This is a genomic window from Streptomyces sp. NPDC002790 (genome assembly GCF_040295505.1).
Classification (GTDB): domain Bacteria; phylum Actinomycetota; class Actinomycetes; order Streptomycetales; family Streptomycetaceae; genus Streptomyces.
Genome location: NZ_JBEOVM010000130.1, coordinates 1 through 17037, shown reverse-complemented (window position 1 = coordinate 17037; position 17037 = coordinate 1). Strand labels below are relative to the sequence as shown.

At 71.1% G+C, this 17037-nt stretch carries 21 protein-coding genes; all 21 read right to left on the bottom strand.

The features are described 5' to 3' along the window. Positions 1–659, bottom strand: a 659-nt coding sequence (locus ABT004_RS32255) for a hypothetical protein (protein WP_351343860.1), incomplete at its 3' end; no start/stop codon positions are given. A gap of 21 nt (positions 660–680) precedes the next feature. Beyond that, complete coding sequence (locus ABT004_RS32250; RefSeq protein ID WP_351343857.1) at positions 681–1589, bottom strand: hypothetical protein; 909 nt, start codon at positions 1587–1589, stop codon at positions 681–683. Continuing rightward, the gene (locus ABT004_RS32245; RefSeq protein ID WP_351343854.1) at positions 1586–2362 is read right to left on the bottom strand and encodes a hypothetical protein; all 777 of its coding nucleotides are present in this window, start codon (positions 2360–2362) and stop codon (positions 1586–1588) included. The genes ABT004_RS32250 and ABT004_RS32245 overlap by 4 nt, the downstream gene beginning before the upstream one ends. Next, a complete protein-coding gene (locus tag ABT004_RS32240) occupies positions 2359–2775 on the bottom strand; it encodes a hypothetical protein (RefSeq protein WP_351343851.1) in 417 nt (138 codons plus the stop codon). The genes ABT004_RS32245 and ABT004_RS32240 overlap by 4 nt, the downstream gene beginning before the upstream one ends. Positions 2776–2882: 107 nt before the next feature. After that, complete coding sequence (locus tag ABT004_RS32235) at positions 2883–3380, bottom strand: hypothetical protein (RefSeq protein ID WP_502966976.1); 498 nt, start codon at positions 3378–3380, stop codon at positions 2883–2885. A 34-nt stretch (positions 3381–3414) separates the two neighbouring features. Further along, a complete protein-coding gene (locus ABT004_RS32230; protein ID WP_351343848.1) occupies positions 3415–5205 on the bottom strand; it encodes a vWA domain-containing protein in 1791 nt (596 codons plus the stop codon). Then, the gene (locus tag ABT004_RS32225; protein ID WP_351343845.1) at positions 5202–6404 is read right to left on the bottom strand and encodes an AAA family ATPase; all 1203 of its coding nucleotides are present in this window, start codon (positions 6402–6404) and stop codon (positions 5202–5204) included. Before ABT004_RS32225 ends, ABT004_RS32230 begins: the two co-directional genes overlap by 4 nt. 76 nt (positions 6405–6480) lie before the next feature. After that, on the bottom strand, positions 6481–6756 hold the full coding sequence (locus ABT004_RS32220) for a hypothetical protein (RefSeq protein WP_351343863.1): 276 nt from the start codon (positions 6754–6756) through the stop codon (positions 6481–6483). A 105-nt stretch (positions 6757–6861) separates the two neighbouring features. Further along, complete coding sequence (locus ABT004_RS32215; protein ID WP_351343842.1) at positions 6862–8115, bottom strand: MFS transporter; 1254 nt, start codon at positions 8113–8115, stop codon at positions 6862–6864. Positions 8116–8161: 46 nt separating this feature from the next. Beyond that, positions 8162–9091, bottom strand: coding sequence for a hypothetical protein (locus ABT004_RS32210; protein WP_351343839.1), 930 nt, complete (start codon positions 9089–9091; stop codon positions 8162–8164). Between the two features lie 131 nt (positions 9092–9222). Then, a complete protein-coding gene (locus tag ABT004_RS32205; RefSeq protein ID WP_351343836.1) occupies positions 9223–9561 on the bottom strand; it encodes a hypothetical protein in 339 nt (112 codons plus the stop codon). Beyond that, on the bottom strand, positions 9558–9959 hold the full coding sequence (locus ABT004_RS32200) for a hypothetical protein (RefSeq protein WP_351343833.1): 402 nt from the start codon (positions 9957–9959) through the stop codon (positions 9558–9560). The genes ABT004_RS32205 and ABT004_RS32200 overlap by 4 nt, the downstream gene beginning before the upstream one ends. A 68-nt stretch (positions 9960–10027) precedes the next feature. Then, positions 10028–11209, bottom strand: coding sequence for a hypothetical protein (locus ABT004_RS32195; RefSeq protein WP_351343830.1), 1182 nt, complete (start codon positions 11207–11209; stop codon positions 10028–10030). A 50-nt stretch (positions 11210–11259) separates the two neighbouring features. Continuing rightward, a complete protein-coding gene (locus tag ABT004_RS32190; protein ID WP_351343827.1) occupies positions 11260–12066 on the bottom strand; it encodes an SPDY domain-containing protein in 807 nt (268 codons plus the stop codon). Positions 12067–12118: 52 nt separating this feature from the next. Then, complete coding sequence (locus ABT004_RS32185; RefSeq protein WP_351343824.1) at positions 12119–12856, bottom strand: glycosyltransferase; 738 nt, start codon at positions 12854–12856, stop codon at positions 12119–12121. Between the two features lie 68 nt (positions 12857–12924). Next, on the bottom strand, positions 12925–13446 hold the full coding sequence (locus ABT004_RS32180) for a hypothetical protein (RefSeq protein ID WP_351343821.1): 522 nt from the start codon (positions 13444–13446) through the stop codon (positions 12925–12927). Between the two features lie 73 nt (positions 13447–13519). Continuing rightward, positions 13520–13855 carry a hypothetical protein gene (locus ABT004_RS32175; protein WP_351343818.1) on the bottom strand — a complete coding sequence of 112 codons (336 nt, stop codon included), beginning with the start codon at positions 13853–13855 and terminating at the stop codon, positions 13520–13522. Between the two features lie 258 nt (positions 13856–14113). Beyond that, a complete protein-coding gene (locus ABT004_RS32170; protein WP_351343815.1) occupies positions 14114–14641 on the bottom strand; it encodes a hypothetical protein in 528 nt (175 codons plus the stop codon). Positions 14642–14651: 10 nt separating this feature from the next. Continuing rightward, the gene (locus ABT004_RS32165; RefSeq protein ID WP_502966977.1) at positions 14652–15566 is read right to left on the bottom strand and encodes a DUF8094 domain-containing protein; all 915 of its coding nucleotides are present in this window, start codon (positions 15564–15566) and stop codon (positions 14652–14654) included. A gap of 172 nt (positions 15567–15738) precedes the next feature. Further along, the gene (locus tag ABT004_RS32160; protein WP_351343809.1) at positions 15739–16206 is read right to left on the bottom strand and encodes a hypothetical protein; all 468 of its coding nucleotides are present in this window, start codon (positions 16204–16206) and stop codon (positions 15739–15741) included. 129 nt (positions 16207–16335) lie between these two features. After that, the coding region (locus ABT004_RS32155) for a hypothetical protein (protein WP_351343807.1) at positions 16336–17037 on the bottom strand (702 nt) is incomplete at its 5' end.

Here is a 17037-nt window from a genome sequence, read left to right as displayed (position 1 = left end):
GTGGCCAGACGCGGTGGTGGCGGCGGGCAGGCGCAGACCGCGGAGGCTTCGCGTTCCTGCGGTCCTACCTCGGCGGTGCAGGCGAGGCGCTGGGGATGGTCCTGGTGCCGGTCGGCGAGGTCGTTGCGCATGCGCGCGAGGTCGGACCACAGGACGCCGAGCCGGTACTCGGCCAGGTACTGCAGGCGCTCCGCGGTGTGCGGATCTGCCGGTTGGCCGAGGTCTTGATAGAAGGCGGCGCTGGCCGCGAAGACCTCGCCGAGGGCGATGAGGACGCCGTCGTGGGAGGCGGTGAGTTCGGTCAGGACGTCGGCGACCTCGTCGGTGGTGCTGGCTTCGCGGATCTGCGCGGCGAGGTGGGCGACCTGGGAGCCAAGGGAGAGGTAGTGCGGCTCGCGCATCCCTGTGTCGAAGGCTTCGTCGGCCTTCACGTCGTATTTGACGGCACGCAGCCGGGCGACGGCGCGGGTGGCGAGACGTTTCTCTTCGGCTTCGTCGAGGCCGACGGGCAGGCGGTGATAGGTCTCGTGCAGGCGGACGACGGGGACGAACCCGGTGCGCTCAAGGATGCTGTGGGCTTCGGGATCGCCGCCGCGGGCGAGGACTTCCCCGGAGTGCACATCGCGCCCCAGGGTCAGGTAACGATCGGCGAGGGCCAAGAAGGAGATGCTTTCTGACGGTCAGCGGGCGGGCCGGCGGACGCCCAGCGGGGCGGGCTGTCCAACCGGATTTGTAGGTAGGGCGGTTGGAAGAAGCAGTGATGTCTGGCTGTTGGCCGGAAGTGTGCTGGCCAGGGAGTCGAGGTCATGCTGGACGCCGTGCAGGCGGCGGGCGATCAGTTCCAGCTGGTGTGCGCGATCGCGGCCGTGCGCACCGGGGAGGCGGTCGAGACGGTGAGCCGCGTGCTCGACGAGGCCACGGACGGTGGCCAGCGGACCGGCGTCCTCGTCGGCGAGTTGCCGCAGCAGCTCCGCGAGTTGAACGGTGGCGTCAGGGGCGGCCCACGGCGGCCGGGCACGTTGGGAGAACCGTGCGCCCTGCTGCGGATCCGGCCCGCCGACCGATGGTGAGATCAGCCCCAGCTCGGCCTCCAGGCGCCGACTCTCGGCGGCCAGACGCGACGGGTTCGACCGGTGCGTTGTCCATGTGCCGTCGGCTCGGATGAGGTTGGCGATCAGGTCGATGCGGCCGGGCTGTGCCTGGACGGCGATCCAGCGGCAGCCGAGCTCGTCTCCGGGGCGCTGGACGCCCGCGGCGCGGGCGATCCGGTGGGCGATCTCGGACCACTCCGGGCGGGTGAGGCCGCGGTCGTCCGGGTGCAGGCGCGCGGAGGCATGCCAGATAGCTCGGTAGTCGCCTTGTGGGCTGGCCGCGTGGCGGTGCTGCCAGGACGGGTGATTGAGATGCTGGGCCCACTCGGTAGAAGCCCAGATGCGGTCCTCGTCGTCGAGGAAGTAGGCGTCCAGCCCCGGCCAGTGGGCGACCACCGTGTGGTCGGTCAACCCCTCCTGGCGGCTGACGGGTCGGCCCAGGGCCTCAGCGAGGGCTTCGTTGGGATCGATGCCGCGCGGGTGAATGCGAATGATCATGATGGGGTGGTGTTCCGGGTCGCGCGGGCGTGTTGCGTGAGGTCATAGGCGAGGGTGATGAGCGCGTGTTCACGGACCAGGTCGGCGTGCACGGCCGGATCGCCGGGCGGCAGCAGCTCCAGGGCATGGCCGATGGCGGTGAGGGCTTCGGGGTAGTGGCCCAGGCTGCGCCGTGCCGAGGCCATGCGGAACAGAGCGATGGGATCGTGCAGCCCGCCATCGGGGAGCAGGCCCACCAGGGCCAGCAGCATGGGCGCCCGGCCGGGAAGGAAGGTGCCCAGCCACACGCCGTGCAGCAGGACGTGCAGCGTTTTGGGGTGGTCGGGTGCGGCGACGAGGACCCGGTGCATGACGGCGAGGCCGTCTGAGCGGGACTGCCCCAACCGTGCGAAGGCGTACAGGGCTTCGCTGTACGGGTCCTCGTCCAGCACGTTCACCGGCACCTTGTTCATGAGCGACTCGATGTCGCGGCAGCGGAAGTCGTAGCGCAGCGTGCTGAGGTAGAGGTGCCGGTACGTCCGCCAGATCAGGGGGCCAGGACTGGGGTCGGTGACATGCTCGGGGGTGAGCAGCACCAGCGCGCTGTTGCCTGCGGCGCGTGCCCGCCAGGCGACGTCGGCGCACACCTGCGCCGACTCCTGCCAGGTCGCCTCCGCCTCGCCCAGCGCCTCGGCCAACAGCGTCGGCCACTCGCTGCCGGCGATCTCCTCGACGGCAGCCGATACCGCTCGGGCCAGGACGGTCGCGCGCTCCGGATCGAGTGCCTCGGTCACCGGCCGCCCCGCGCGTCGGCGATGTGCACCACCTGGTCGAGGTGGGTGAGCGAGTACCAGCCGCAGTCGACGTCCTCGTCGGCGCCGGCCAGGCGCGGCACCAGGTAACTGCGCAGCGCCTGCTGGTAGATGAGGCAATCCGGGCACCGACTGGAGAGATGTACCAGGTAGCGCGGATGCGCGGTGATGTACGAGCGTTCACCGCCGGCCGGGTCGTACAGGCGCCAGCCGTCCTCGTCGGTCGGGGTGTGCCAAGAGGGGGTGACAACCTTGTAGGCGTCGCCCCACAGTTCGCTGCCGGAGGTGCCCTTGAGGATCACGACCTGGTCACCGGGCCGGAAGTGGGCGTGGGTGATGTCGCGGCCGGGGGTGACGATGTCACCTGGGGCATGCGGATGGCGGGGTGCGGGCACAGCAGGGTTCCTTCCACGGGGTACGCGAGGAGGCGGTGGGAGGAACAAGAATCCGGAGAATCCCCGGTTTCGGTAACCGGGGATCGTCGGCTATAAAGCTCCGCGTCCTACCGGAACGGGTTCTCCGTCCCGGTGTCCTCGGACGTGGCTGCGTCCAGGAGTTCGGGCAAGTCAGAGCCTTCGGCGTCCCGCTGGTCGATCCACCAGCCGGCGCGGTCGACGGTGCGGATCTTGTCTTCCAGGACGGCCCAGTCGGCCTCGTCCCAGGTGCCCTCGCTCACCAGCACGCTGTAGGCGGCGGTGACGAGCTGGTGACGGGAGCGCTCGCCCCAGTCGAGGGCCCGCTCGGGTCCTTCGAGCGGCGGCATGTCGAACTTCTCGGCCCACTCGCGGGCGGCCTGCTGCTCCTCGGCGCGCTTGGCGGCGAGCCAGGCTTCCTTGGATTCCGTGTCGGAGTCGCGGGCGGCCTTCCAGCAGTCGGTGCAGTCACGGCCTTCGAGCCAGCGCGCGTATCCGGCGCGCCGGTCGGCGGGGCGGTTGGACAGGTTGTGCGTCACTTCGTGTCCACAGCTGTGGATGATCTTCCAGGTCGTGCGTACTGCCACGTGATTGTTCCTGCTTTCTGTCTTCTGTGGTGTCTCAGCGCGTCCTGCGGATGGCGTCTGTGGCCGCCTTGGCGATGGCGACGGGAGCGCTGGAGGGCTGGGGAAGGTGCAGCAAGGTGGTCCCCGGCAAGTGCTGGGACCGCGCGGTAAGGGTGAGCTGGAGCACGGCGCAACCGGCGGTCGTGAGCCGCTTGACGCGGGTGACGGCCTGTGCGGTCTCGTCGGCGGTGTAGATGGCGTCGGTGACGATCACGAGGAGGCGGCCGGCACCGGGGCGGCTGAGGTCGAGGCCGTGGTCGAGCGCGTCCAGGGCGTTGGCGAGGTTGTGACTGCGGCCGTTGGCGCCGAACGTTGTCACGCGCTCCGGTGCACGGTGGGTGGGTCGGGTCAGTGCGGTCAGATGCGTGTCGTAGGCGATGGTGGCGGTGCGGGAGTCGGGGTCGGTCAGGGCTGCTGCGCGTGCCACGATCCAGGCGGCGGACGCGACGGGCGCGCAGGCGTCACGCATGGAGCCGGAGACGTCCACCGCGATCCCCACCCGCAACGGCGGGGTGGGCGAGTTCCGGCGGCGGGTGTGGGTGAACGGCTCTGCTGTGGGCGTCGCACCGGCGGCGCGCTGGGCGTCGCGGGCCAGGGCCGCGCGCATGTTGAGACGGCCGGGAGGGGTGGGGCTGGTGGTCCGCTCCTCAGTCCTCTCGCGGTAGGCGGCGGCGCGCAGGGCGCGGCTCAGGCGCGCGGCGGTCTTCTGCTCGGCGGCGGTGGGCCGGCGGCTGCCGGTGACCGGATTGCTGCGGGGCGCCGGTGTGCCGTCGGGGTCGACGGTGGTGCCACGGGTGTTGAAGACCGACTTGGCGCTGGCGGCGGCTTCGCGTCGCTGGCCGGCCCGCTGGGCGCGGTCCTGAGCCTGCGCTGTGGACTTCGCGGCCATGGCGTTGGCTGCTGCCTGCTGTGCTGCGAGGTCGGCGGCGTCGGTGGCGGCCGTGCTGTCCATGACGACGGCCACGGCGCCGGAGAGCAGATCGGCGAGGTTCGCCGGCATGAGCAGGGCGGGGGCTGCGGCGTCCAGGGCGTCACACCATTGCTGGCCGTGCGCGAGCATGGTTGCGGCGTCGTGGTCGGCGCACTGGTGGGCTGCGCTCCAGATGCGGGTGAGGGTGGCCAACAGGTCTTTACCCAGGACCTTTTCGCACAGATCGGCGACAGTCCGGGACTCGCCGGCGTCCAGGATGCCGACGTCACGGCGGCCGAGGATCAGGGCCGCCACGGCGGCTGCCTGCTCGATGCCCTGGAAGGTGGGGTGGGCGATGTCGGGCATGACCAGGGTGCGGGCACTGGTGCGCAGGTACGTGCGGTCCGTGGGCCGGGTGATCAGGTGTGCGCCTTCGACACGGCTCTCCTCCAGCAGGAGCGCGGCCTCGACGACCCGGGGGTCGGCTCCGTCAGGCTCCGTCCAGATGGAGTGGGCCGCGTGGGCGGCCTCGTGGACGAACACGCCCCAAGCGGCGGGATACCGCTCCTCGTCGCCCACGATCCTCGGACGGATCTCGTGAGGCTTCAGCGGGGCGAACAGGCGGGCGTCGAACTCGATCTCGCCCAGAGTGGGGAAGAAGGCGGCCGGTGCGCCGCTGCGCGTGCCGGGGCGGCAGGTGACGAGGAGGTCCTGGCGGCCGGAGAGGGCGACCAGCCGGTCGCCCAGTTCGGCTCCCACGCGCAGCCACGCGGCCGGGGAGGAACGGGCTTGCGCGGGCGGGGCGCCGTCGTCGTCCCAGCGCGCGAGGTCGGCGTCGTCGCCCGGCGTGGGCTGGATGTGGTGGTGGGCGCTCATCGCGAGCGGCTCCGGTGTGCGGAGGAGGTGCTCGGGGGCTGCCGGGCGGCTGAGGCGGGGAGCTGCTTGCCGAGGGTGAGGGGCGCGATCTTCTTGACGCCGACAGCCTTGATGACGGCGTCGGCGACGGCGTCGCGGTCCTCTTCAGGGGCGATGCCGACGAGGTTCGCGAGTGCGGCGTTGGCGCCCAGGACGGCCTCGGTCTTCTGGTAGCTGAGCAGCTCGCGCAGTTGGGGGGCCCAGCCCAGCTCGCCGAGTTCGACCTGGCGGGAGAGGTGTCGGGCGACCCGGACCACCCGTGCGTCGATCCTCAAGGCCAGGGCGAGGTCATAGTCCGTGCCGATCTGGATCTGCACGCTGAACCGGCTCGAGAGCGCCTCGGTCAGAATCGCCCCGTGCACGCCCGGATTGTGGCCCGCCACCACGTAGAAGCCCGACTCGGCCTTGATGGTCTCGCCCTTGTGGGCCTTGATCTGGATCTGCCGGCGCCCGTCCATCGCGGGATACAGAGCGGCCAACACTTTCGGTGAGATCAGGGTGGCATCGTCGATCAGCAGGGCACGGCCCTCGGTCATCGCGGTGACCAGCGGACCGTACTGGAAGACGTAGCCTCCGCTGTCGGCCTGCGTGTACTCGCCGATCAGGTCGCCTACCGTGGTGTCGCCGTCGCCAGCGACGGTGAGCAGGTCCGGGAACGCCGCCTCGACCAGACTCGTCTTGCCGGTGCCCGGAGGGCCGTAGAGCAGCACCGGCACGTCGGCGTCGCGCAGGCGATTCAGCGCCTCGACGTCGGGCAGATCGGCCAGCTCCCGAGGGTGGTAGATCTGGCCCCCCGCGCGGCGGATCGGGCCGCTCTGCCTGGGCTTGGCTGTTGCCGGAGTGGTAGTGCGGGCCGTGGCTGTCTGGGTGCGGGGAGCGTGGGTTCCCGGAGGGCTGATCACAGCGGTCTGCGCGGCTGCGGCGGTTTTCGCGTTCGCGCGGAACTCCGGTTGTCCGCTCCCGCTTTGGCCTGCCTCGCCGCGTCGTACCAGGGTGTGGGCGGCGTTGCGGACGGCGCCGTGGGAGTGGCCCAGCTGCCGGGCCATGTCGCCGATGGTGAGCGTGTCTGCCGGCCGGTCGGCCAGCAAGCGGGCGACCTTGGCGCGTAGTTCGCCGCCCTTGGTGCGCGCTGGACTGGTAGGCGGTCCGGGTGTGGTCAAGACGGGGGCCCTTCAACAGGTTCGGGTGCGGGCGGGGTTGACGATGTACTGGAGCGCTGGCCGCTCTCGGAGCGGATCACGGACTGTGCTGACATCGGCGACCGGGCCAACCGGGGCCTGCCGTCGGCGCGTACTGGCCGACCGGGGGCTCGCTCCAGGTGCAGTCGATGGCCGGCGACGAGCAGGTCGCTGACTGATGAGCAGACCCGTGCGTCCGCTCCGTACCGGGTTCCGTCGCTCGGCAGGCGCAGTCGGGCGTCTCTTCGAAGCCGGACTGGAGCAGGATCCTCCGCGCGGCGGCGTTGTAGCCGGTGGTGGTGATCTCGCCAGTGATGGCGTGCCGGATCGTCATGAACGGCTCCGCTGGTCCTTCGGGCAAGGCGGACCTCCTATCGGTGGTGGCGGGAAAGCGGTGAGGAGTTGACGGAAACTCGCAGGCCGCGTGGGCGAGTAAGGCTCAGCGGTGCGCGGCATGGGCCGGTGTGCGGCGATGCCGGCCCCGGTGGCGTGCGGTGTCGGAAACGGCCAGGCGGCGGGCGCCGAGCAGCACCAGCAGGCAGGTGAGGGCTCCCGCGGCCGGGAGCGCGGCGGCGTAGGGCTGGGCAGAGAGCGCGCCCGCGAGCGCGGTACCTGCCGCCTGGCCGGAGCCGACCGCGGCGATCAGCCAGGCGTACGCCTCGGTGCGGGTGCCGGCGGGAGTCAGCGCATCCACCGTCAGGAATGCGGTGGTGACCAATGCGGTGAGGAAGAGGCCCGGCAGGGCCGCGAGCGCGGTCGCGGCGACCGGCCCGGGGCCTGCGGAGAGCGGCGCCCACGCGAGAGCGAACAGAAGTGCCGCAGTGCGGAGTTGGCCGCCGAGCTGGCCAGGCCAGCTGCGCCGGCCGTAGAGGATGCCACCGACGAGGCTCCCGATGGACAGCGCGGCCGGGATCACCCCGGACAGCAGGGCCATGCCGTGCCGTTCGGCCATGGACACCGCCCACACGTTCATCGCCCCCAGTGCGAAGCCGACGCCGCAGACGGCGAGGAACAGCAACCGCAGCCCGTCGTGCTGCAGGGGCCCGAGGAACCCGCCCGTGCGATCGCGTTCGGGATGCCATCTTCTGGACGGCACGGCGCTGAGCACCACGCTCGCCCCGAACAGCCCGAACACCGCGGTGACCGTCATGGCGACGCCGGGCCCCTGGAGGGCGGACAGCGCGGCGACCAGCGGAGGTCCGGCGACGTAGATCAGACCTTGGGCGCCGGTGTCGAGTGCAAGCGCGGCGCGGCGCCGCTCGGCATCCGGGAGCACAGAGCCCCACAGGGCGCGCAGGTTCGCCTCCAATGGAGGCGTGCTCAGCCCTGCGAGGACGACCAGTCCGGCCGCGAGCGCCGGGGTGGCGACGGCGTCGGTGCACGGCAGCAGCAGGAGGCAGACCGTGGTCACCAGGACGGCGGTCGTCGTGACCCGGGTCTGGCCGCGCCGGTCGACCATGCGCCCCAGCGCAGGCTGCCCGATGGCGCTCGCGAGCCCGTACAGCGCGCACAGCAGCCCGCCGGTCGCGAGCGATCCGCCCTGCTCGGCGACCAGCAGGAGGATCGCGACGGGGGCCATGCCGTTGGGCAGGCGCCCGATCAGGGTGCCCAGCAGCAGCCGGGCGACGTGCCGCTCGGCGAGCAACGGCCGGGCGGCGGTGCGGCCCGGCGGGCAGCTGGTACGGGAGTTCAACGCGAGGGCTTTCCGTGATCGTCGGGCGAGGGGCGAGGGGGAAGGGTCAGCGGGTGCGTGCGCCGGTGACTGCTGCCGGTGGCTTCGGGGGCGTGGCGGTGGTGATGCCGGGGAGGGAGGGTTCTGCGGCGGGGCTGGTGGTGGCCGATCGGACCACGTCGAGCAGGTCTTCGCCGGCTTCGAGCCACAGCGCCAGGGCCTCATCCGTTCCGCCCGGCTCGGGTCCGGCCTGGGCGCCGGGCCCGGTCTGGGGTCGGGCGAGGAGGTTTTCGAAGCGGACGAGGACGGCGCTCTCGCTGTCGGCCAGGGGCTTGATGCTGGCCTGGCTGGTGACCGCGAGCAGGTAGGGCGCGTGGGCGAGGAACCGGTCCAAGGCGGCGTCCAGCTCCCCTCTGTTCACGGTGCCGGGCTCCTTCCCGTGCACCCAGCCCAGGTCCTCCTGTGCTTCGCGTAGCCGCGCCAGATGCACGAGCTGCTCGAACGAGGGCAGCAGCAGCGAGCGGATGTCGGCTGCTGCCTCGCGGGCGGTGGTGGCGACCACGGTGCGGGGCCCGGCTCCGGTCACGTGCAGGTGGTCCGGGGACGGAAGCAGCGTGCCGGTCACATACCGGCCGTCCCATGTGCGTTCGGCCAGGAGGAGTTCGGTGCCGCCGCCGTCGCGCAGGATCGCCGCACCGGGGGTGCGGTACTTGGCCAGGGTGGACAGTGCGGGGCTCGCCTCCCAGACCCAGTCCAGGAGGTGGGAGGGGATGGTGCCGTCCGGGTAGTGCTCGATGCTGACGTCCCACTGGCCGGGCAGCGCTTCGGCGACGGCGTGCGCGATGTCGCCGAAGTAGGGCCGCTCGGTGGTGATGACCTTGGCCTGGCAGTCCTGAGCGGTCTGGTGCAGCCGGGCGAGTGCCTCGCGCGCGATGGCGTGGTCATCGAGGGCGAGTCGGTGGGCGTCGTCCTGGTGCTCGCGGGAGAACCCGGCCAACTCCAGTGCGGTCGCAGCCCATTGGTGCCTCTCCCCGCTGGGGAGCGCGACGATGGTGTTGCCGGAGCTGAGGTGGAGGGAGATGGCTGCGGAAGAAGTCAGGGCGATAGACCTTCGTGTCGGATCGGCGGTCAGCGTCGTCGCGGCGGGGTGCCGTCGGGCGGGGGCTGTGCGGTCATGGCGGGCTTCGTGCGGCGTGGCGCGGATACGGCGGGCGGGGCGGCGCGCAGATCGGGGTCGAGGTCGACGCTGTAGCGGGCGGCGGCGAGCATCTCGGCGGCCCACGAGGCGTGCTCGTTCTCCCAGGTGCGTCCCAAGTCGAACGGCAGCCGGATCCAGACGCCGCGCAGTTGCGGATAGGTGTCGAAGCCGGCTCGCTTGAGGATGTTCGCCGCGAAGCCGTCGACCGGGCCCTCGACCTCGACTTCGCCGCCCTGGCCGCGGAGGATGCGGATCGGTTCGTCGTTCACCGGCTCCGTCCCTTCCCGGCTGCCTGGCTGTGGCCGCCCACCGGTACGGTGCCGGGCTGGGGCAGAAACTCGGGGGGCGCGGTGGTCGGTGCGCCGCGCTGCTGCGGGGAACGGGTGGCCGCGGCCTGTGCGATGCGGTTGCGGCGTTCCATCAGCCCGCCTCGTAGGGCCGGTCGCGGCGGTGAGGAGCTGCGGCCGGGGTCGAGGCTGTAGTCGGCCTGGACTTCGTAGCCGTGGCGTCGAAGATCGTGGACAGCCTGACGGGTACGGCGGATTCCGTCCTGCTCGGGGTGGGTGAGCCGGTACAGGCCCGGTATCTCGGGCACGGGCTCGAACTGCTCGCGCACGAGGAACCAGTCGGCGAGGTGCGCGGGGATGTTCGCCGTAGCGGCGGCCACGAACCCGTGGTCGGGGTGAGCGCCGAAGCGGAAGTGGTCAGACAGAGACGGATCCCTTCTGTGAGCGGTCAGCGACGTGAGGTTGGCGCTGGTGTGGTGGGTGGCAGCGCGGGATGCGCGCTGAGAGCGCGCCGGCTGGAAACGGACAGCGTGTTCGTTCCGGCTGGCGGTGCTACGCGGACCTGTCGTTCGAAGACCGCTGCGTCGGCGAGCCACGTCTCAATGGCCGGAAGCGCGGACATGCCGTACTCGGCACGGACGTGGTGGTACTCGTGGGTGCTCAGCAGCCGGGGTATGGCGTGCAGGTTGCCGGTCAGGGTTGTCTCCTCCTGCCGTGCTGCCGCGTTGTCGGAGAGGGCGGCTCGCAGTCGTGCCAGCGCTGCTGTGTCGTCGGGCCATGCCGTGGCGGCCGGATGGCAGTGGTCGAGCAGCTGTGGCCCGTGTTCGAGCACGGTGCGGAACGAGATCCAGGCGTGGTCGGCGAAGGCGCGTTCCATGCTGCCGATGAGGCGGCTGCTGAGCGGCACGCCGTCGGTGTAGCGGCCCGTCTTCTTGATGGTCTGGAGCGTGTCGTGCTCCTTGCGGATCCGGTCCAGGGCGAAGAGGACGGTGTTCAGGTCCCGGAGGTGCAGGGCATGGCGCAAGGTCGGCAGGAACGTGCTGACGATGGCGGATGCCGCACGGTCCGGTTCCGCGGGAAGGACCATGGTCTTCGGCGTGGTGGGGTCATCGAGGACGTCTTCCTTCTCGTCGTCGGTGAGGGCGCCGATGAGGTAGCCGGTCGGGTGGTCGGGCCGTTCGATCAACAGCAGTTCCGTGCCGTGTCCGTCCTTCAGCACGGTCGCGAAGGGGATGCGGTGATCCTGGAGTGCATGGTTGATTTCGCCGGCCTCCCAGAGCTGGTACCAGAGGTCCTCCTGCCACAGCGGGTAGGTGTAGAGCTCCAGCTGGGCGGTCCAGGTGCCGGGCAGCCGGGCGGCGATCTCGGTGCCGATGTCGCCGAGGTAGGGGCGGGTGCTGGTGACGAGGGCGACGCCGTGTTCGGTGGCGTGAGCCGCCAGGGCGCTGGCGGTACGGCGGGCGGCCTGCGCGTCGTCGAGCGAGACGGCGTACGCGCCGCCGGCCTGGCGGCTGAACCCGGCAGCTTCGAGGACCTGGTGGGCCTGCTTGTAGTGCTCGCCGGCCGCCAGGGCAACGAGGCCGAGCGTGCGGCTGGTGCTGAGGGTGATCTCGGTGATGGGGTCGGGCATCAAGGTCCTGGTGGGTCGAGCCTGCGGACGGGCGCGTCCGGTGGGCGGGCTCAGCGGGGCTTCGGAGAGCGTTTGGGCTGGGGGCCGTGCGTGGGACTGGTGGGCGACGGCCGCGCCGAGGGAGGCTGGGGCGGCGCAACGTGCTCGATGGTCACCAGGGGAAGGACCGCTGCGGGGAACGGAAAGGCCGTGCTGCGCAGCAGGGGCCGGGAGTCGAGGGTCTTCGCGGCGACCGCGTGCATGAGGAAGGCGGGAGACTGCTGCGTGAAACTGATGTCCCACAGGTGGCCGAGGTCGTTGGGGGAAGCGGCGATGTGCCAGGCGATGGATGAGTCGCCGTGGATGGCGGGTGCGGACGAGTCCGGTGGCCGGCCGATCACTGCGGCTTGCCCGTCCCGTGAGATGAAGCCGGACAGCCCGGAGGCGTCGAAGTGATTCCAGGCGTCCGCGTCGACCAGCAGCTCGAAGGGGCCTGGTTCGGAGCCGATGCCGTAGATGACGTGATCCGGGTCGGCGGCCAGTTCGGCTGCCAGGGTGGCGACGAGTGTGGAGACGAACTCGATCGGCACGGCGCCGCTGACGCTCGTTCGCCATCGCTCGGAGGCGTCCTCGTCGCTACGTGCTGAGATCACCAGGTGAGGGCCTCGTCCCACGGCCTCCTGGTCATGGCGCAGGACGATGCGACGGCAGGGGCTGGTGACGGTGAACGAGGAGTGGTCTGTGTGCGCATTCCACCCCGTCTCCTCGGCGAACACGTCAAGGAACTCGTGGTGGGTGGCAGGCAGGCTGGCGGCCAGGTAGCGCGGAGAGATGAGGACCTTCTCCCGGGGCCGGTCCTGGGCGGGGGTGTCGGGCATGGGCGCTTTCGGTGGTGGGGGTGATGCGCGGAGGTGAGGGCAGCCGTCTCCGCTACGCGGCGGCGGGTTCTTGGCCGTCCCGCGGCAGGCATGCGGCGCGCAGGCTGGCACCAAATGCATGGGCGAATGCCCGCGACCTCTGCTCCAGTTCGTTGTACGAGTCCTGCGCGGTCATCTGGCCCCGGTGCTTGCGGTACCGGTAGACCGGGACGGGCAGGACGATGCCGGGGGCGAGGCAGGTGACGGCGAGAGCGCAGTAGTCCTCGCCCTGGACGAGGCCGCCCATGGGGGCTGCGCGCACCAGGTCGGTGCGGGCGAGGAGGGTGGTCGGGCCGAGCGGGATGGTGTCGGCCGGCTTCTTCCAGTACCGCCACACATCCCCGGCCTCGTGTCGGCCTGGCGGCGTCGGAGGTCGCCACAGGGTCGTGGTCCCGTCTTGATGGAGGTCCTGGCTGTATCCGGCGCACCAGCCGACCCCGGCGTTCTCCAGGCTGCGCAGTCGCACCTCCATGGCGCAGTCGGTGAACTCGTCATCGTCGTCTGCCCAGTTGACGTATTCGGTGTCCACGTCGGTGAGCGAGAAGTTGCGGGCGCAGGCCGCGCCGACCGCGCGCGGCAGGGTAAGGGTGCGTACGCGCCGGTCCGTGGCGAGAGCGACCGGAAGCCGGGCGGGGTCGGCGCCATCGAGGGCGACAACGGCCTCCCACGGCACGCTCTGACGGCACAGACTGGCGTGCATCGCCACTAGGAACGGCAGGCGTTCCGGGCGGAGTTGGGTGGCGATGATCACGGTGATCTTCGGGCGTGAGTGCGGGGGCAGGGGGTTCTCCGGTCGGGGACGGTGCGGGGGCGCGGGCGCTAGCGGCGGGCGGACTTGCGGGGCGCCGACGCCGATGCGGACGTAGCGGTGGATAGGCGCGGGGCGGTCCGCGGCGGGACGACCGGGGCCCGGAAGTCTGGACGCCATGCGTCCGGAGCGGCATGGATTCGGCTGCGCGGATCGGTGTCCCACGCGACGACGGGACCGCGGTCGTACGCCTGCAGGGCGATCACTTCGATGCCATGCGGGTGCAGGACGTAAGCCCACTCCAGGTCGCCGGTGCCGTCCTGCGTGATCAGTTCCCGCTCGGCCGGGCTGCCGTCCGCGCAGATCACATTGGTCATCTGACGGCTGGGGTATTCATCGCCCCCGGTCAGGGCGCGGCGCAGGGCGGCGGGAGCACCGTCGAGAAGATCAGTGCCCAACTCGTCCCAGCCGTGTTCCACGTCGTCGATCAAGTGGCGGGCCATGGGCTCCAGGTCGCCGGCGAACCGGTGCTGGTAGGCGGCCAGGAGCAGCGGGAGTTTGCTGTCGGGATAGCCGTCGAAGTGGACGTACATGCCGGCGTATCCGTCGGCGGTGGGGCGGGCGATGACAGAGCGGGTGGACAGGTCGGTCTCCTGAGTTGGGTGGTCAGTGCGCGCGGGGACGGGTCGGTGCTGCCGTGGTGGGTGACGGCGTGGGGCCGGACGTCGCCGTGCGTGCGGTGGCCTTCGGCGGGGTGGTGGCCGGGATCGGCCGGTCGGGCGCCCACAGGCCGGCGGTGTCGCGGAATCGCGCGCGGGGGTCGGTGCCCCATGCGACGACCGGACCGCGTGCCGCACCCGGGGCGCTGATCACTTCGATGCCCGGCGGGTGGAGGACGTAGCCCCAGTCGAGTGCGGATGCTGTTCGCTCGGTGTAGAGGAGCGGAGGCATGGTCGGGTGGGCCGGGTAGCGCCGGCCGGGTTCGTTACGTCCTCCGGCCAAGTGCTCGCGCAGGGCATCGGGGGCCCCGTCCAGGAGGTCGGTGCCCAGGAAGGACCAGCCCTCCGACGCCTCGTCGATGAGATACGCAGTCAGGGCGTCGGTGTCTCCGGCGAAGCGATGCTGGTATGCGGTGAGCAGCAGGGGCAGGTGATGGCTGGGGTAGCCGTCCCAGTGGATGTACGTGCCGGCGTAGCCGGTGCCAGTGGGACGGGCGATGACAGAACGAGTGGACAGAGTTTCTTCCTGTCTTGGGCGAGGTCAGCGGGCAGGGCGGCGCACGGAGGCAGTCGGCGCGACGGCAGGGGCGATCGCGACGGCGGGCTTGGGCTGCCCGGCTGACGGCCGATGCGGGCGCCGGTAGGTGCTGGCCATGTGGTCCTCGCCCAGGTAGGCGAGCTGGTCACCGAGTGCGGACAGCTCCTCGGCGTGCTGGCGGTAGCGGGCAGCGAAGCCCGGTTCCTGATGCTGCTCGCACCACTCGGCCACGGTCTCCAGGAACAGGTGCAGCTCTCCGAGTCCGCTGTGTCCGCCCCCGAAGACCTCCTGCGTGACGGTGTGCACCTCGGCAGCCGTTCGGGCCCGGTAGAGCTGGCGGGTCCAGTCGCTGATGCTTTGGCCGGCGCCCTCGTCGGGCAGCGAGGAAGCGAACTCCCGTGCGTCGTGGGCGGCCCAACGGTGCAGGTCGTCGGCGGTCGGCCTGTCCTGGTGGTGGGCAGCGATCTGCTCGCTGGTGCGGCCGACGTTGTCGTACACCTCGAAGTCGGGGTGCGGCAGGGACACTGTCACCTCCGCCGGGCTATGCGCGGTCCGTCTGCGCGGAGCCGACGGGCGGGCCGGAGGCGTCGGTGCGGGCGCACGTATAGCCGATCAGGCGGGACGGGGCGGCCTTCGCGGGCACGGTCGCGGCATCGGAGCAGACGAACGTATATGTCACCGAGGTGCGGGGGATGCCGTGCAGCCAGGCGTTTTCGTCCTTGTCCGGGTTGATCTGCAGCCCGGAGTGCGCGACGGCGTCGGTCTGCGTGTGGGTGTGGGCGAAGAGCAGCAGCGCACCGCCGTCGCGGGTCTTCAGGGCGTAGGCGTCCTTGAAGGAGTTGGTGGCGCCGGCGAAGACGGTCGTGCCCAACTTCCCAAACTTGCGCGTCGTTTCGTCGTGGACCTTGATCTGCTGCCTGCTGGCCTTGGTCGGATCGAAGACCTTGCTGCCGGTGTTCGTCCCACCGGTCGCGAAGTTGTCGATCACCGCGGTGCGCAGCACGTTGGCGTCGGCGGCGAGCTGCTCGTTGCCGGTGGCGGCGACCGCGGTGGCGTACCCGTCCTTGTCGAGGGCGATGTCCGGCAGCGTCGTATCGTCGAGGTCGACGACGGAGGCCAGCTCCCACCGCTTGTCCTTCGGCTGCTCGGCGAAGACGGCGATGCGGCTGGGGTCCTTGCCCTTTTCGCTGGAGAGCGCGGCAGCGAACCAGCGGTCCTGGCTGGTGGTGAAGCGCGGGATGTACAGCTTGGCGCTGGAGGTGTCGTACGACCAGGGCTTGTACGGCTTGCGGTCGGCCTTGGGCAGGCCCTCGGTCTCGGTGTATTCGGACACGGACATCGCGTACGTCGGACCGTCCTCGACGGTGTCGAGCAGGGGCCGGTCGCGCTGCGCATTGGCCTTGTTGTTGATCTTTGAATAGTGGGTGATGACGGCGCGTGCCTGCGCGTCAGCCAGTGCGGGTTCAGGCTTCGGGACGGTGGGCGTGGTGGGGGTCCTCTTCGCGGACGGGGTGTCGTCGCTGTTGCAGGCGGTGGCGGCGCAGGCAAGCAGCGCGGCACAGGTGAGCAGCGGCAGGGCGCGGAAGGCGTTGCGGATGAGGGTGCTCCAGGGTCTTGGGCGGAGTGGATCAGCGTGTGCGGGAGGGAGCAGCGCTGGGCGGGGTGACGGGGATGGTGGCGCTCGCGCGCGGGCCGCGGGAGGGAACCGGCGGAGCGGTGAGCCGGTTGGCCGCCTGGTGGAGTCGGGCCCCCGACTTGTGGAGTCGCCCACGGGCACTGGCGATCCGCGCGTGCAGCAGAGCCAGCGTGGACTCGATGCCCTGGTTGCGCTGCGTCGAGCGTGGGGAGGCGGCCAGTTGGTGCAGTACGCCTGCGTGGGCGACGGCGTCACCGAGGTCGGCCAGGGTGTGTCCCAGGGCGCCGACCGTGTGCGTGAGCTGGGTGACCGTGCGCCGGGTGATGTCCGCCTCGGGGTCTCGACCACGTCGTTCGGTGCGCGCGGCGAAGGCTGCCGCGGTGGTGAGGTGGGTGATCAGTCCGGTGATGTCGCGAGCGCTGTCATCGAGGTCATCGAGGTTGTTGACGGCGGAGTGCACCGAGTCGGTGAGCGGCAGCTCGTCGGCCGCGTTGTGGATGCGCTCGGCCAGCGAGAGCAGCTGGCTGACCTGGTCGTAAGGGAAGGGCAGATGGACTCCTGATGGTGCGCGCGGCGGGTGGCGGCGCGGTCAGCGGGTTCGGGCGCCTGTACGGCTGGCTGGAGGTACGGCAGCAGCGTGTGACCCCGTGAGCGGGGACCTCTGCGCTCTTGTGGCAGCTGCTTGACCCGGAGATGCGCGGCGGCGGGGAGCTTCGCGCGGGAGCGCAGTGCTCGGCTCGCCGTCGGGGCCCCCGAGGAGGGAGGGGGTGCCGTCGAGTTCGTCGAGCCATTTGAGGAGCTTGGGAAGGTTCTTGTCGGGCCCGTAAGCGAGGTAGGTGCCATCGGCGCTGTCGCAGCCGAACCACTCGGCGGTCCGCAGGCGGGAGCGGCTGTTGACGCGGCCCATGTGCACGCCCTTGCCGCGGTCCTTGGCCTCGCGGGCCAGCCGTTCGGCGACCGCGCCGAGTTTCCATTCGGTCGATCCGGCCAGGAACAGGACATCGAAGCTGTCCCAGGGCAGCAGCCCGGGGTGATCGCAGCCGTCCTGGGCCGCGAAGGCTGCGGGGACGCCCAGCTGCCGGATGCGGGTCAGCCACGGCAGCGACTCGGTGAGGGTGCCGGCGGCGTCGAACGGCTGGTCCGGGGCGAGCGCCCACAGACAGCGATCCGGCCCGTACCTCTCGATGGTGCGCGATAGCCAGGCGAACCACGCTTCGGCGCCGGGCCAGTAGCGGCCTTTGCCGTCGCTGCCGAACTTGGAGTTGTCGCAGGCGTACAGGGCGCCTTCGGG